We start from the raw sequence: 13746 nt of genomic DNA, 5'->3' as shown, positions 1-13746 counted from the left end.
CAGACCGCGGGGATTTTTATCTCGGTGGCTGAAGGACGGGTATGCGAACGTTCGTCCGCCGCCTCGGCGCGGCAGTCGCGGGGTTACTGTCGCTGACGGGGTTACCTTACGTGCTGTATCTTCTGCTGTACAAGGTGTGGAACCCGACGGGGTCGCCCGCGAAGAAGGAACGGGCCGAACCGACGGTCAGCGTCGTCCTCCCGACGTACAACGAGGAGCGCATCATCGAGAACAAACTCCGAGACATCGTCTCGCTGGACTACCCCATGGAGAAAGTCGAAGTCGTCGTCGTCGACTCCAGCGACGACGACACGCGCGACATCGTCCGGAACTTCTTCGCCGAACGCGAACACCCGACGCTGACCCTCCTCGAAGAGGACGAACGGCGGGGACTCGCGCCGGCACTCAACGACGCCTACGCCGCCGCGGAAAAGGAGATGGTCGTAAAGACGGACTGCGACTCGAAAGTCGCCGCCGACGCCCTCCGCGAGGCCGCCGCGAATCTCGCGGATCCCGACGTGGGCGCGGTCACCGGGCGCAACGTCGAGGTTCTCGGCGGGAGCGAAGTCGAAGAGGGGTACCGCGGCGTCCAAGCGATGATTCAGACGCTCGAAAGCCACATCGACTCGACGCTCATCTTCCACGGGCCGTTCTCCGCGTTCGAGAACGACGAAATCGTCCCCATCGACCCGAACTCCATCGCCGACGACACCGAACTCGCCCTGAAGATTCGGCGCAACGGCAAGCGCGTCGTCTTCGACCCCGACGTTCGCTACATGGAGGCGTCTCACTCCGAGTTCGGGAAGCGACGGACGCAGAAGGACCGCCGGGCGATGGGGCTGATTCGGCTGTTGGTCCAACACCGCGACGCGATCGGACGGCACGGCCTCTACGGCGGAGTCGTCCTCCCCTTCAACTGGTGGTTCATGGTCGTCTCGCCGTGGTTGCTCGCCGGTGCGGTGACGGCGACGACCCTCGCGGGCCTCCTCGTCGCGGGGCCGTTCGGCCTCGCCGTCCCGTCCGCACTCGGGGCGTTCACCCTCCTCGGCTCTCGGGACCGGTTGGGGAGCCTGCAACCCCTCTACGCCGTGTTCGACACGCAGGTGTCGCTGTTCTTCGCCGCGGTGAAACTGCTGCGGGGCGAGGGGTCCGCCATCTGGGACGTCGACGAGGAACTCCGAGACGTGTACGAATGAAGGTGCTACAGGTGACGCCGCGGTACCCGCCCCAGTCGGGCGGCGTCGAGACGCACGTTCGGGAGATCTCCGAGCGACTGGTCGAACGCGGCCACGACGTGACGGTCGTCACCGCGGACGCCGGAGACGGCGGCTTCCGGCGGGAACGACGCAACGGCGTCAGGGTGCGGCGGTACCGGAGCGTCGCCCCCGGCGGCGCGATGCACGTCTGCCCGCAGGTGACCGCCGCCGTTCGACGGAGCGACGCGGACGTCGTCCACGCGCACAACTACCACTCGTTTCCCCTCTTCTTCGCCGCACTCGGGGTCGGCGACCGACGGTTCGTCGTCACGCCGCACTACCACGGCGGGAGCGCGGACTCCCTCAGAGACCGGTTGCTCTCGCTGTACCGACCACTCGGTCGGCGGGCCGTCCGACGCGCAGACGCCGTCGTCGCCGTCAGCGACTGGGAGCGAGAGCGGTTGGCCGACGACTTCGGCGTCGACGCCACGGTGATTCCGAACGGACTCGACGTAGACCGGTTCGCGGACGCCGACCCGGTCGTCCGGGACCGGCCGTACCTCCTGACCGTCGGGCGGTTAGAGGAGTACAAGGGCGTCCAGCACGCGATTCGGGCGTTGACCGAACTCCCGGAGTACGACCTGTTGGTCGCCGGGAGCGGTCCCTACCGCGAGGAGCTGGCGCGAACCGCCCGCGAGGAGGGCGTGGCGGGGCGCGTCGAGTTCCTCGGGTACGTAGACGGCGAGGAGTTGCCCGGCCTCTACGCCGGCGCCGAGGCGTACCTGACCCTGAGCGAGTTCGAAGCGTACGGGATGACCGTCGCTGAGGCGTTGGCCGCCGGGACGCCGTGCGTGGTGCGAGAGTCGGGGGCGCTCGTCGATTGGACGTCCGAGGAGGGGGTCGTCGGCGTCTCCGAGACGGGACGCGAGACAGTTGCGAACGGGGTGGTCGAGGCGGTAGCGAGGACCGTACTCAGCGAACCGGTACTGTCTTGGACGGACGTCGCCGATACGCTCGAAAGGGTCTATCAGGATGTCCTCGGATAAGGGTTTAGCCGACGCGAGCGTCGGCATACTGACTCCCCGCTATCCGCCGACGATGCACGGCGGCGGAGAAGTGAGCGTCCGACTCTTAGCGGAGCATCTGGCCGACTCCGACAGGGTCGGTCCCGTCACCGTCTACTCCTTCGACGGACGCGGCCGCGAGGTGCGCAGCGGCGTCGAAATCAAGCGTCTGGGATACGTCCCGACGGGAATCCACGAGCTATCGAACGCGTTCGGCGCGGTTCGGTCACTGCGTCACGTAGACGAAATTGCGGCGCACGACGTCCTCCACTCGTACAACGTCGAGTTGAATCCGCTCGCGGGATATCTTTCGAAAGCTCACGGTGTTCCGACCGTCGCGACGTTAAACTCGTACGACGTGTTGCCGAAGAGCGCTATCGGGGTATCGCCGAAACCGTCCCGTCGGGCGTACGAGCGGATTGCGATGCCGACGACGGGTCGCCTCGTGCGGCGATGCATGAAGGAGATAGACGTGTTCGTCACCCTCAGCGAAGCGTCGAAAGAGGTGTACGTACGGAACGGATTCGACGACCACCCGTACGAAGTCGTCCCGAACATGAGGGACCCCGACTTCGAACCGCAGGCGCGCGACGAACCGCCGGGGAGCGGTCGGTCGGTGACGCTTCTCTACGTCGGGAGTTTGATCAAAGAGAAAGGTGTCGACACCCTGGTCCGGAGCCTGAGACACCTCGACGAGGAGTACCGACTCGACATCGTGGGGTCGGGACCGGAAGCGTCCGCGCTCCGCACTCTGGCGGCGGATATCGGCGTGGAGGACCGCATCGACTTTCGAGGGCGGGTACCCTACGAAGAAGTCGTAACCAGTTACGCGTCGTCCGACGTGTTCGTACATCCGGGTCGCTGGCCCGAACCGTTCGGTCGGACGATTCTGGAGGCGATGGAGAGCGGGTTACCGGTCGTCGTCACCGACATCGGCGGACCGACAGAGATAATCACCGACGACGAACTCAAATGCAGCGTAGACGACAGTCGAGAGATGGCGGACGCGATACGATACGCCCGCGACGATGCGGCGTCTATCGGGTCGCAGAACAAAAATCGAGTTCGCGACGAGTTTTCGCCCGCGAGAGTGACCGACCGAATGCTCACCGTCTACGAGAGATTGTTAGATTGAACTGATATGTCTCGCGAAAACCCCGACTCGGAGACGTCCTCACCGGGGACGGTGGCGTCGATTCTTTCGAGGTTGAAGCCGACCGGCGAGTTGACCGACCAAATAATCAAGGGTGGGCTGTGGGCAACCGCGCTGAACGTAAGCGACAGAGCGCTCGTACTCGTCGAACTCGTCATCTTAGGTCGAGTGCTGGGGCCCTCCCAGTACGGGTTGATCAGTATGTGTATCCTCACGATAATCGCCCTCCGTCGCTTTACGCATTTAGGGTTCGACGAAGCGATAATACAGAAACCGAGCGAGAACGTCGACGATTACTTCGACACGATTTGGACGATCAGAGTACTGCGGGGCGTTCTCGTCGCGGGTGTGATGTTCGCCGTCGGCCCCCTCATCGCGTCACTCTGGGGAGAGCCTCGGGTGAGCGAGTTCCTTCGGCTCACCGGCCTGGTGCTGTTTTTCGTCGGACTCCAGAACCCCGCCGTGGTCTATCTACGGAAGGATCTAGAGTTCGACAAGGAACTCGTATTCAAACTGAGCGGAACGGTCGTGGAGTTCGTGATCGCGATCGTCCTCGTGTACCGATACCAGACCGTGTGGGCGTTCGTGATCGGGAGGATAGCCGCAGAGGCGATGAGGGCCGTAGTGTCGTTCAAACTCACTAGCTACAGCCCGCGCTTCGACGTGGACGTACAGCAGACGAAACACCTCCTCGGGTACGGACAGTGGATATTTTCGGCGGGGCTAATCGGATTTCTGATAGGAGAAGGGGACGACGTGTTCGTCGGTTGGTTACTCGGGTCGGGGGCGCTGGCGATATACCAGATGTCGTACAAGATATCCAACACTCCCGCGACGGAGATATCGCAAGTACTGACCTCGGTGATGTTTCCCGCGTTCTCGAAGCTGCAAAACGATATCGACGCCCTCCGAGAAACGTACAAACGGACCGTACAGATATCGTCGTTGTTCTCGTTCCCCGCCGCGTTCGGAATCGCTCTCGTCGCCCCCGAGTTCGTCCACCTCGCCTTCGGAGAGGAGTGGCAGTCGGCAATCGTCGTGATACAGATCCTTGCCGGGTGGGGGCTTCTGCGCTCCGTCGGTCACACGTCCGGTCCCCTACTGAACGCGGTCGGGCGGCCGAAGACGGTCACGAAGATCCAGATCGTGAAACTGTCGCTCATCGCCGTCCTGATCTACCCCGTAACCGAGGCTTGGGGAATCGTCGGAACGGGACTCCTGATAACCGGTAACGCGTTCGTCGTTCTTCCGTGGAGCCTGTTCATCGTCGCGCGGGAACTGGAGACGACGATACACGACTTACTCCGCCCGACGTTCATACCGTTCGGCGCATCTGTGGCGATGAGTCTCGTCGTTCTCGCGACTGCAAACGCCCTCCCAACTCTCCCCGCTCTCGCGGCTCTCTGCGTGAAGGTACTTCTCGGCGTCCTCGCCTACGTACTCGCTTTGGCCGTGATGCTCAGATTCGTCGACAATAGCGTCGCGGAGTTGGTAGAGACAGTTCTGCAGTCATTTTCAAATTAAAGTATTATACGCCTCCGAACCGCACTCCGCGTAATGACCGTCGACGCGTGGGTGAACAAAACCGCCCGAGATGTCCGTAATCTAGGTCTGTGGCGAGGACTCCATCGAGGAGTTCAAGAGGCGTGTGTGGGTGCGATGAGGCGCCTCGGGTACGAGGACAGAGGCGAGTACATCTGGGAGCGCGATTGGGACGTTCTCGTCCTCCTGGACGCCTGTCGTCCGGACACGCTCTCTGCGGTCTGCTCGGAGTACGAGTTCGTGCCGAGCGACGTTCCGACCTTCTACTCGAAAGCCAGCAGTTCGCGGATATGGATGGAGAAGAACTTCTCCGAGGAGTTCGCCGCGGAGATGTCCGCCACGAGGTACGTCTGCGGAAATCCGTACAGCGGCAAACACCTCGACTCGCGGGATTTCGGCCAACTCGACGAGGTTTGGCGGTACGGGTGGGACGAAGAGCAGGGCGGAATGCCCGCGAGGCCGATAACGGACCGAGCGGTCGAGACCCGGCGCCGAAACCCGACCGACCGCCTGATCGTCCACTACATGCAACCTCACTTCCCGAGTTTCCCGGACCCCTTGGGTTCGCAACTCAAACTGGAGACGTTCGACGACTCCGAGGAGTGGGACTCCGTGTGGGACCGTCTGGAAGGCGGCCAGATATCCACGGAGCGAGTACGGAGGTCCTACCGAGAGAACCTCCGGTACGTTCTCGACGACGTGGAGGTCCTGCTACGGAGCATCGACGCCGACCGCGTAGTCATCTCGGCCGATCACGCGAACGCCTTCGGCGAGTGGGGACAGTTCGGGCATCCGTACAACTCGCCTATCGCCGCTATCAGGCGCGTTCCGTGGGTCACGGTGTCGGCGAGCGATAGCGGCGAGTACGAACCGACGACGGAGTACGAGGCGCCGTCCGAGGAGACGACTACCGACGTCGACGAGCGTCTCAGTAACTTAGGGTACCTATGAACATGGATCTCGCATCCGCGAACTACGACTCGCTGCGCGACCACGTGAATCAGATCCGTTTCCGACTCGGTGAACTCTCTCCGTGGCACGGCCACGAGAACGTCCCGGGGGAGAACGTCTTCGAGTTCGTCGCCCCGGAGACCGAACTCCGGATTCACGGCTCGGGGTTGGGCGACCTCATGATAATACGCCAGTTCGGAAACGCGTTCAACAGGTACGTCCAGCAGTACGGCGACCCCGAACTGGGAACCGTCGTCGTAGCGACGGGGGGGTGGGGGCCCGCGCTCCATCCGACCGAGGGCGACGTCAACCTCTACTGGTGGTGGTCTGTCGGGAGTCACGAGAACGAACCCGCCCAGTACCTCGAAAATTACCACCGCGAGGTCACGGTCAGGCCGGACGTGGTTCTCTGTCTCTCGGAGAAGTGTCAGCGCGAAGCCGAACAGTTGGGGTACGATACGCTCTACTTCCCGTTAGGCACGCGAGCGTTCGAACCGCTGGACGTCCGAAGGTCTGGCGTCGGATACGCCGGGTCGAAGGGACACAAAGAGACCCAATCCGAGCGAGTCGTCGTAAATCCGGTGAAGGACCGAGAGGACTTCGAGTGGGTATCGAACTACGTGATGCCGTCGCAACTCAATCTGTGGTACAACACGAAGGAGGTCACTCTCGGGATGACCAAGGGAGGCCAGAAATGGTGGGGGATGGTCAACAACCGCGTCTTCGAGACGCTCGCGTCCGCAACTCCGCTCGTCCTCGGGAAGCATCCGAACGTCGAAGACGTCCTCGGATTCGAGTACCCCTACCAGACGGAAAACGCCGAGGAGACGAAAACGCACGTCGAGAGTGTGATGGCGAACCGAGACGAGACACGCGAGGAGTTTCGGGAGATGTCCAGAAAGGTCCGAGAGAACCACAGTTACGACGAGCGAGTCGATACGTTGGTCGCGGCGCTGAGCTGAGACTTACCCCTCACCGAGTCGATAGACGACTAACTGCCTGTCTTCGAGGTAGTATCTGAACTTGGACTCCGTAGAGATAACTCGCCCGGGGAGAGACATCGTCGTGAACTCGTACTCGCTCGTCTCCGCGACGACCGAAGCGTCGTCGGTCGGGAGCGGTTCCCACGTCGGTTTGGGATAGACTAGATACACCGGCCCCGAACTGTTTCGCCGGATGCGGTCCAGTTTCTCCGTGGTCATATCGTCGGGGTGGAACGAACGGACCCGAGTGATATCGGTTTCGGAACGGAGGTACCAACGAACCGGCGGATGGTACTCGTTCGTGACGAGTATCGTGGCGTTAGACGGAAGCGACGCTAGCTCGGCGGAGACTTCGGGGGCGAGTCGTTCGCCCGACCCCTCGACGGCGGAGTACTCGCCGGAGAGTTCGAACAGGACCACGCTCGAGCACACCGTCGAAAGGACGAGGGCCGCGACGACGGCGCGGCGATACCCGACGTCCCGAGGGACGACCGACCGGAGAACACGCCGAAGGAGGGGACGGGCCCGCAGTATCCCGTCTGCGGTCAAGAGAGCTATCGGAGGGAGCAGTCCGGTAACGTAGTACTGGTGTCCGCGAGGCGTCCGGTAGAGAACGAACGCGCCGTATATCGCGACCCAGAGGACGAGTACGAGATAACCGTCGAACCGACTCCGCCGTAGACGGTCCTTCCACCATCCGACGAGCGACCCGCCGGCCAAGGCCAAGGGGACGGGGGTCACCCCCAACAACAGGCCGATGGCGACGACGAGGTGGACGTTGGCGAACGGTTCGGTGCGCGCGAACAGTTCGTGTTCCCACGTACGGACGAACTCGGCGGGGAACATGCTGTAGTTCACGTAGAACCACGCGATGAGCGGAACGAGCGCTACCGCGCTCGATAGCACGAGGACGGCGGTTTTTCGAAGCACCTCGTAGTCGAATCGCCTCCTGACGAGGAGCCACAAAACGACGGTGAGAGGGAGCAGTACTGCCGGCTGTTTCGCGGCGAACGCGAGTGCGAAGGTGATCCCGCCCAAGACGAGAGACCGGTAGCCGCCGTCCTCCGATACGTACCCCTCGGTGATCAACGCCAGAGACCACGTGTAAAGCGCGACGAACGTGATGTCGGTCTGCGCCCGTCCGGCGTACAGTTGGAACAGCGGAAACAGCGAGAGGACCGCCCCCGCGATGAGACCGCGGCGTTCGTCGAACACGACTCGGCCGAGGTAGAACGTCCCGGCGATGGTCGCCGCACCGAACAGTATGCTCGGAACCCGTGCGAGGAAGTCGGATTGGCCGAAGAGGGCGAACAGCGCCGTGACGAGATACGGGTAGAGGGGAGGAACGTTGTACACGTAGTTCGTCCCGTACCGAGGGACGAGCGGATGGTCGAGGAACCCGCGCGCGATGAGCGCGTAGTGTCCCTCGTTCCAGCCGTGGTGGAAGCCGAACGACGACTGCGTGGCGAGCAACGCACGGAATCCGACGAAGGCCACAACGAGTGCCCCCAAGACGAGTAGGGGTCGGTCGAACAGCCGATCTGTTCGCGTCATCGTCTGTTCTCCGAGACTCCCGCGGACATCGTCGCCTCGTCTGCGGCGCGCGAGCGGTCGCGGAAGTAGGCCCGCGAGCGGAATCCGATGTGGACGGTGCTGATGGCGCCGACCACGTAGATGACCGCCACGCGCATGAAGTGATCGAGGAGGCCGAGACTCGTCGCGACCACGGGCTCGACGCCGAACAGCGAGAGGATGGCCGTGATCGTCGCCTCGTACGTCCCGATGCCGGCGGGCGTGACGGGCACCGCCTGCGCGACGAACGCGCCGACTGCGGTCGTCACCGTCGCGACGCCCGTCAGCGAGAGGCCGACCGCGCGCGCGCTAAAGTAGATCGTACTCGCCTCCAGCACCCACACCGGAACGGACAGAAACGCTGAGAGCGCCAACGCGAAGGGGTTCGTCCCCACTTTCGCGACCATCTCTCGGAGGTTCACGAGGCCGGATCCCAGTCGGGGGAACCGCTCGCTCACCCGGTCGGACAGTTTGTCGCCGCCGACGGAGACGGCGACGAGGCCGGCGACGAGGGCGGCCGCGATGCCGAACGCCGCGAAGGCGAGATACCCCGCCCTCGGAACGTCGACGAACAGCAGCGAGACGGCGACCATCGCCGTTCCGAGCACGGCCATGTCGAAGGCGCGTTCGACCACGATGAGGCCGCCGCCGACGCTCACCGGCACGTCCTCCGTCGATTTCAGCGCGAACGCGCGGACCGCGTCGCCGGCGCGGGCGGGGAGGATGAAGTTGACGAACCAGCCGGTGGTGATGGACCGGAACACGCCGCCCCGGGTGGCGATGCTGTCTGCCGCCCTGAGGAGGACGCGGTACCGCCACGTCCGAAACCCGAACGAGAGGAGGTAGGCGACGGCGGCGACCGTGAGCCATCCGCCGTTCGCCGAGGAGAGCACGTCGAAGACGCCGTCGAATCCGCTCAGGGAGAAGAGCGCAACGAGGATGAGGACGCCGAACAGGGCGGCGCCGAACACCTTCGCGAGACTCCCGCTGACGACCGACTCGAAGAGGTCCTTCAGACCGACGGCGTTCCCGACGACGAACATCTGCGCGAGGCGTTTCAGGTAGAGCGGCCCCTTTCGCGTGGCGTTGAGTTTGCTCACGCCCTCGTCGCGACTCCGCCACGAGACGGGGACCTCCGTGCTACGGAATCCGAGGATGTGCGCCCGAAGCGGCAGTTCCGCCGTCAGGTCGAAGCTCTCGGAGTCGAGCGAGTCCACGTCTATCTCCTCGATGACCTCTCGCCGGTACGCGGTGAAGGCGTTCGTCACGTCGCGGGCGCGGATGCCGAACGAGAGGCGGATGAGGTTGTTGAACGAGCGGTTGTAGAAGAGCTTCAACGGCGGGTAGCCGTCGACTGATCCCCCGTCGGCGAACCGAGAGCCGTACGCCACGTCGTAGCCGTCCTCGATGGCCTCGATCATCTTCGGCACGTCGCGGGGGTCGTCCGAGAGGTCGCCCATGAACGGGACGAGCACGTCGCCGGACGCCGCTTTCAGCCCTGCCTTTATCGCGTTCCCGAAGCCGCCGTTCTCGTACCGGTGGACGACGGTGACGCACGGGTACTCGTCGGCGAGTCCGTCGACGAGACTCGGCGTCGAGTCGGTGCTGTTGTCGTCGACTAACACGATTTCCAGAGCGTGGTCGAAATCTGGAGGGGAAAGGACCGCCGTGATGCGTTCCACGAGGCGGCGTAAATTGCCTTCCTCGTTGTGTGCAGGAACCACAAGCGAGACTTCCATCAGATTTCCGGTTCCGACGAGCGTACAAAAGAGTTGTTGTCACGCTTCGTCTCGGATGGTCGACATGCGGAGGCTTTTTCAACCGACGAGGGGACCACTCGTCCATGAAGGCCATCATCCCCGCCGCAGGACAGGGGACTCGCCTCTACCCGCAGACGCACACGAAGCCGAAGGCGATGGTACGCCTCGCCGGAAAGCCGATACTCGGACACATCCTCGACAGCATCGGAGAGACGCGAATCGACGAGGTGGTCATCGTCGTCGGCGGCCCGATGAAAGAGCAGATTATCGAGTACGTGAACCGAGCGTACGGCGACCGCTTCGAGTTCGAGTTCGTCGAACAGGAGAACGCCGAGGGCCTCGGTCACAGCATCTACCAGACGGAGTCGGTGGCTCGCGGCGACGAACTCCTCATCGCTCTCGGCGACATGCTGTTCGAAAACGGGTTCGACCACTTCCTCTCGGACCACGACGAACTGCCGGCCACGGACGGGAGCATCGGCGTCAAACGCGTCGACGAACCGCAACACTACGGCGTGGTCGAGACGCGGAACGGCGGCGAGGTCACCCGACTCGTCGAGAAGCCGTCGGACCCGCCCTCCGAGTACGCCATAAGCGGCGTGTACATCATCGAAAACTCCGACGCCCTCTTCGACGCGTTGGACTACCTCGTCGAGAACGACGTCCGGGGCGCGGGCGACGAGTACCAACTGACCGACGCCCTCCAGCGGATGATAGAACAGGGACGGACGCTCTACCCGTTCGAGGTCGAAGACTGGTACGACTGCGGCCGCCCGGACACGCTGTTGGAAGCGAACCGCGTCCTCCTCTCGCGGACGGAGACGGCAGACCCCGAGAGCATCGACAGCGCCGTCATCATCCCGCCGGTGGACCTCGGGAACGATATCGAGATCGAAGAGAGCGTCGTCGGACCGTACGTCAGCGTCGACGACGGGGCGAAGATATCGAAGAGCATCGTCGACGACAGCATCGTCGGTCAGAAGGCCGTCCTCGACGGCGTCAACATCGAGGAGAGCATCGTCGGGAGCAACACCGAAGTTCACGGCGAAGCGAACCACCTCAACGTCGGCGACAACAGCAGCATCCACCTCTAACCTGCGCTTTCCGAGTACGTTCGCCGTGCGCAGTTCGGGATTTTCTGTGAAGACGCGAAGCACGCGCGAACGGGTCCGTCCTCCGGTCGGCCGGAGCGTCACCTCCGACCGCGCCGAGCGATACCGATAGAACGAAACGCCGGAGCGTGCGACCCCGTTAGTATGAAGCACGCAGTAGTGACGGGTGGAGCGGGATTCTTAGGAAGTCACCTCGTCGACGATCTCCTCGAGAGCGGATACCGCGTCACCGTCCTCGACAACTACGGAAGCGGGCGACCGGAGAACCTGAGCCACCTCGAAGACGAGAACCTCGACCTCCGCGAACACGACGTTCGAGACCCGTTCCCCGAGTTCGACGGCGTCGATACGGTGTACCACATGGCGTCGCGAGCGAGTCCGCGCGACTTCGAGTCTCACGCCGTCGAAATCGCGCTCACGAACAGCCAAGGGACGAAGAACGCGCTTGAATGCGCCCGGAGATACGACGCAAAGACCGTCATCGCCTCGACGAGCGAGGTGTACGGCAACCCCGAGGAACATCCGCAGAAGGAGAGCTACAACGGGAACGTGAACATCCGCGGCCCGCGCGCACCGTACGACGAGTCGAAGCGCTTCTCCGAGGCGCTCTCTATCGCCTACGACCAATCGTACGACATGGACATCCGGACCGTGAGGATATTCAACACGTACGGTCCCCGGATGCGACACGACGACGGACGGGTCATCCCGAACTTCCTCTCGCAGGCGCTCTCCGGCGACGACATAACCGTCTACGGCGACGGGAGCCAGACGCGGAGCTTCTGCTACGTGACCGACCTCATCGGCGGCATCCGGAAGCTCGCCGAAGCGCCCGCGTCGGACGTCTCCGGCGAAGTCGTCAACGTCGGAAACACCCACGAGATCACCATCGAACGGCTGGCGGAAATCGTCCTCGACGCCGTGGACACCGACTCGGAGATCACCTACCTGCCGTTGCCCAAAGACGACCCGGAGGTTCGATGCCCCGACATCTCGAAGGCGAGGCGCCTGCTCGGGTGGGAACCCGAGGTGCCCCTCGAAGAGGGCCTCGACCGGACCATCGAACAGTTTCACGTCGCCAACCGAGCGTAAGGGCCGAATCTTCGCCCACGCGGTCGTTCCGGGGCGGTGGAGGAATCCCGCCTCGGCCGCCGGCGTGATGGACCGAAGAGGTGCATTTTTGTCGGGCGGTCTTGCAGGTTAGGTCATGACCCACGTGCTTGTCACCGGCGGTGCAGGTTTCATCGGAAGCCACATCGTGGACGAACTGATAGACGAGGGGTACGACGTGACGGTCGTCGACAACCTGACCGAACAGGTCCACGACAGCGAGCCCGACTACCTGAACGAAGAGGCCGACTACGTGTGGGGCGACGTCCGCGACAGAGAGTTGATGACGGAACTGCTGGAGGAGGCGGACGTTCTCAACCACCAAGCCAGCGCCGTCGGCGTGGGGCAGTCGATGTACGAGATAGAGAAGTACGTCGAAGTGAACACGCTGGCGACCGCTCGCATCCTCGATATCATCGTCAACGAGGAGATAGACCTCGAGAAGGTGGTCGTGGCGTCCTCGATGTCCTCCTACGGCGAGGGCGCGTACCGGTGCCCCGAGGAGGACGAGGTGCGACACCCGCCCCTGCGCGGCGAGGAGCAGATGAAAGACGGCCAGTGGGAGCATCTCTGCTCGGAGTGCGGGGCGGAACTGGAGCCGATTCCGACGCCCGAGTCCAAGCCCCGCGAGAGCACGAGCGTCTACGCCATCTCGAAGAAGGACCAAGAGGAACTGACGCTGTCGGTCTGCCGCGCCTACGATATCCCCGCCGTCGCGCTCCGCTACTTCAACATCTACGGGAGCCGGCAGTCGCTCAACAACCCGTACACGGGCGTCTGCGCCATCTTCTCCAGCCGCATCAAGAACGACAATCCGCCGCTCATCTTCGAGGACGGCGAGCAGACCCGCGACTTCATCCACGTGAGCGACGTCGCCCGCGCGAACCGCCTCGCGATGGAGTCCGAGGCCGACGACGTGGCGGTCAACATCGGTACCGGGTCGCCGGTGAGCATCCGCGAGATAGCGCAGACGCTCATCGAACTGTACGGTAAGGAGGACGCGCTCGAACCGGAAATCGCGAACGACTTCCGTCAGGGCGACATCCGCCACTGCTACGCCGACAACGACCTCGCGGCCGAGGAACTCGGCTTCGAACCGGAAGTCGACTTCGAGGACGGGATGCGCGAACTGGTCGAGTGGGGCCGCGACGCCGAGGCCGAAGACCGGTTCGAGGAGGCGCACGCCGAACTCGAAGAGAAGGGTCTGGTCGGCGAGGACTGACCGGTCGCCGCGTCTCTCCCCGAAATCCGTCCGCGGACGCTTTTCCGCCGAGACCGTTCGACGACTTCGCCGAGAAGAAAA

General features: G+C 63.5%; 11 protein-coding genes. 9 read left to right on the top strand and 2 right to left on the bottom strand.

Annotated features, from left to right (window positions below; translation table 11 throughout):
* The first annotated feature begins 41 nt into the window (after positions 1 to 41).
* The 6 genes from BLS11_RS06955 (at position 42) to BLS11_RS06930 (ending at position 6868) form a co-directional block, all read left to right on the top strand.
* On the top strand, positions 42 to 1196 hold the full coding sequence (locus BLS11_RS06955) for a glycosyltransferase (protein WP_092535097.1): 1155 nt from the start codon (positions 42 to 44) through the stop codon (positions 1194 to 1196).
* Positions 1193 to 2242, top strand: coding sequence for a glycosyltransferase family 4 protein (locus BLS11_RS06950; RefSeq protein ID WP_092535094.1), 1050 nt, complete (start codon positions 1193 to 1195; stop codon positions 2240 to 2242). The genes BLS11_RS06955 and BLS11_RS06950 overlap by 4 nt, the downstream gene beginning before the upstream one ends.
* On the top strand, positions 2229 to 3395 hold the full coding sequence (locus BLS11_RS06945) for a glycosyltransferase family 4 protein (RefSeq protein WP_092535091.1): 1167 nt from the start codon (positions 2229 to 2231) through the stop codon (positions 3393 to 3395). The genes BLS11_RS06950 and BLS11_RS06945 overlap by 14 nt, the downstream gene beginning before the upstream one ends.
* A gap of 6 nt (positions 3396 to 3401) precedes the next feature.
* A complete protein-coding gene (locus BLS11_RS06940) occupies positions 3402 to 4937 on the top strand; it encodes a lipopolysaccharide biosynthesis protein (protein WP_092535088.1) in 1536 nt (511 codons plus the stop codon).
* 135 nt (positions 4938 to 5072) lie between these two features.
* Positions 5073 to 5906, top strand: coding sequence for a hypothetical protein (locus BLS11_RS06935; protein ID WP_092535085.1), 834 nt, complete (start codon positions 5073 to 5075; stop codon positions 5904 to 5906).
* 2 nt (positions 5907 to 5908) lie between these two features.
* A complete protein-coding gene (locus tag BLS11_RS06930) occupies positions 5909 to 6868 on the top strand; it encodes a glycosyltransferase family protein (protein WP_175454400.1) in 960 nt (319 codons plus the stop codon).
* 3 nt (positions 6869 to 6871) lie between these two features.
* Here the strand turns inward: BLS11_RS06930 and BLS11_RS06925 are convergent, their stop codons facing one another.
* Both BLS11_RS06925 and BLS11_RS06920 read right to left on the bottom strand, forming a co-directional pair.
* Complete coding sequence (locus tag BLS11_RS06925; RefSeq protein ID WP_092535079.1) at positions 6872 to 8443, bottom strand: ArnT family glycosyltransferase; 1572 nt, start codon at positions 8441 to 8443, stop codon at positions 6872 to 6874.
* Entirely contained in the window at positions 8440 to 10200 is a 1761-nt protein-coding gene (locus BLS11_RS06920; RefSeq protein WP_092535076.1) for a flippase-like domain-containing protein, read from the bottom strand. The genes BLS11_RS06925 and BLS11_RS06920 overlap by 4 nt, the downstream gene beginning before the upstream one ends.
* A gap of 104 nt (positions 10201 to 10304) precedes the next feature.
* Here BLS11_RS06920 and BLS11_RS06915 point away from each other — a divergent pair, with 104 nt between their 5' ends.
* The 3 genes from BLS11_RS06915 to BLS11_RS06905 all read left to right on the top strand — a co-directional run bounded on the left by BLS11_RS06915 (position 10305) and on the right by BLS11_RS06905 (position 13665).
* Positions 10305 to 11315 carry a sugar phosphate nucleotidyltransferase gene (locus tag BLS11_RS06915; RefSeq protein ID WP_092535073.1) on the top strand — a complete coding sequence of 337 codons (1011 nt, stop codon included), beginning with the start codon at positions 10305 to 10307 and terminating at the stop codon, positions 11313 to 11315.
* 162 nt (positions 11316 to 11477) lie between these two features.
* The gene (locus BLS11_RS06910; RefSeq protein ID WP_092535070.1) at positions 11478 to 12425 is read left to right on the top strand and encodes a UDP-glucuronic acid decarboxylase family protein; all 948 of its coding nucleotides are present in this window, start codon (positions 11478 to 11480) and stop codon (positions 12423 to 12425) included.
* 115 nt (positions 12426 to 12540) lie between these two features.
* Positions 12541 to 13665, top strand: coding sequence for an SDR family NAD(P)-dependent oxidoreductase (locus BLS11_RS06905; RefSeq protein ID WP_092535067.1), 1125 nt, complete (start codon positions 12541 to 12543; stop codon positions 13663 to 13665).
* Positions 13666 to 13746: the final 81 nt, after the last annotated feature.

Source organism: Halopelagius longus, assembly GCF_900100875.1.
In the GTDB taxonomy this organism is placed as follows: domain Archaea; phylum Halobacteriota; class Halobacteria; order Halobacteriales; family Haloferacaceae; genus Halopelagius; species Halopelagius longus.
The sequence above is the reverse complement of the archived record's forward strand: the minus strand, read 5'-3'. Positions and strand labels throughout refer to the sequence as shown.

What these genes read in the sequence shown, in the direction of transcription:
- BLS11_RS06955 (WP_092535097.1), top strand. Translation starts at nt 42, where the DNA reads ATGCGAACGTTCGTCCGCCGCCTCGGCGCGGCAGTCGCGGGGTTACTG.
- BLS11_RS06950 (WP_092535094.1), top strand. Translation starts at nt 1,193, where the DNA reads ATGAAGGTGCTACAGGTGACGCCGCGGTACCCGCCCCAGTCGGGCGGC.
- BLS11_RS06945 (WP_092535091.1), top strand. Translation starts at nt 2,229, where the DNA reads ATGTCCTCGGATAAGGGTTTAGCCGACGCGAGCGTCGGCATACTGACT.
- BLS11_RS06940 (WP_092535088.1), top strand. Translation starts at nt 3,402, where the DNA reads ATGTCTCGCGAAAACCCCGACTCGGAGACGTCCTCACCGGGGACGGTG.
- BLS11_RS06935 (WP_092535085.1), top strand. Translation starts at nt 5,073, where the DNA reads ATGAGGCGCCTCGGGTACGAGGACAGAGGCGAGTACATCTGGGAGCGC.
- BLS11_RS06930 (WP_175454400.1), top strand. Translation starts at nt 5,909, where the DNA reads ATGGATCTCGCATCCGCGAACTACGACTCGCTGCGCGACCACGTGAAT.
- BLS11_RS06925 (WP_092535079.1), bottom strand. Translation starts at nt 8,443, where the DNA reads ATGACGCGAACAGATCGGCTGTTCGACCGACCCCTACTCGTCTTGGGG.
- BLS11_RS06920 (WP_092535076.1), bottom strand. Translation starts at nt 10,200, where the DNA reads ATGGAAGTCTCGCTTGTGGTTCCTGCACACAACGAGGAAGGCAATTTA.
- BLS11_RS06915 (WP_092535073.1), top strand. Translation starts at nt 10,305, where the DNA reads ATGAAGGCCATCATCCCCGCCGCAGGACAGGGGACTCGCCTCTACCCG.
- BLS11_RS06910 (WP_092535070.1), top strand. Translation starts at nt 11,478, where the DNA reads ATGAAGCACGCAGTAGTGACGGGTGGAGCGGGATTCTTAGGAAGTCAC.
- BLS11_RS06905 (WP_092535067.1), top strand. Translation starts at nt 12,541, where the DNA reads ATGACCCACGTGCTTGTCACCGGCGGTGCAGGTTTCATCGGAAGCCAC.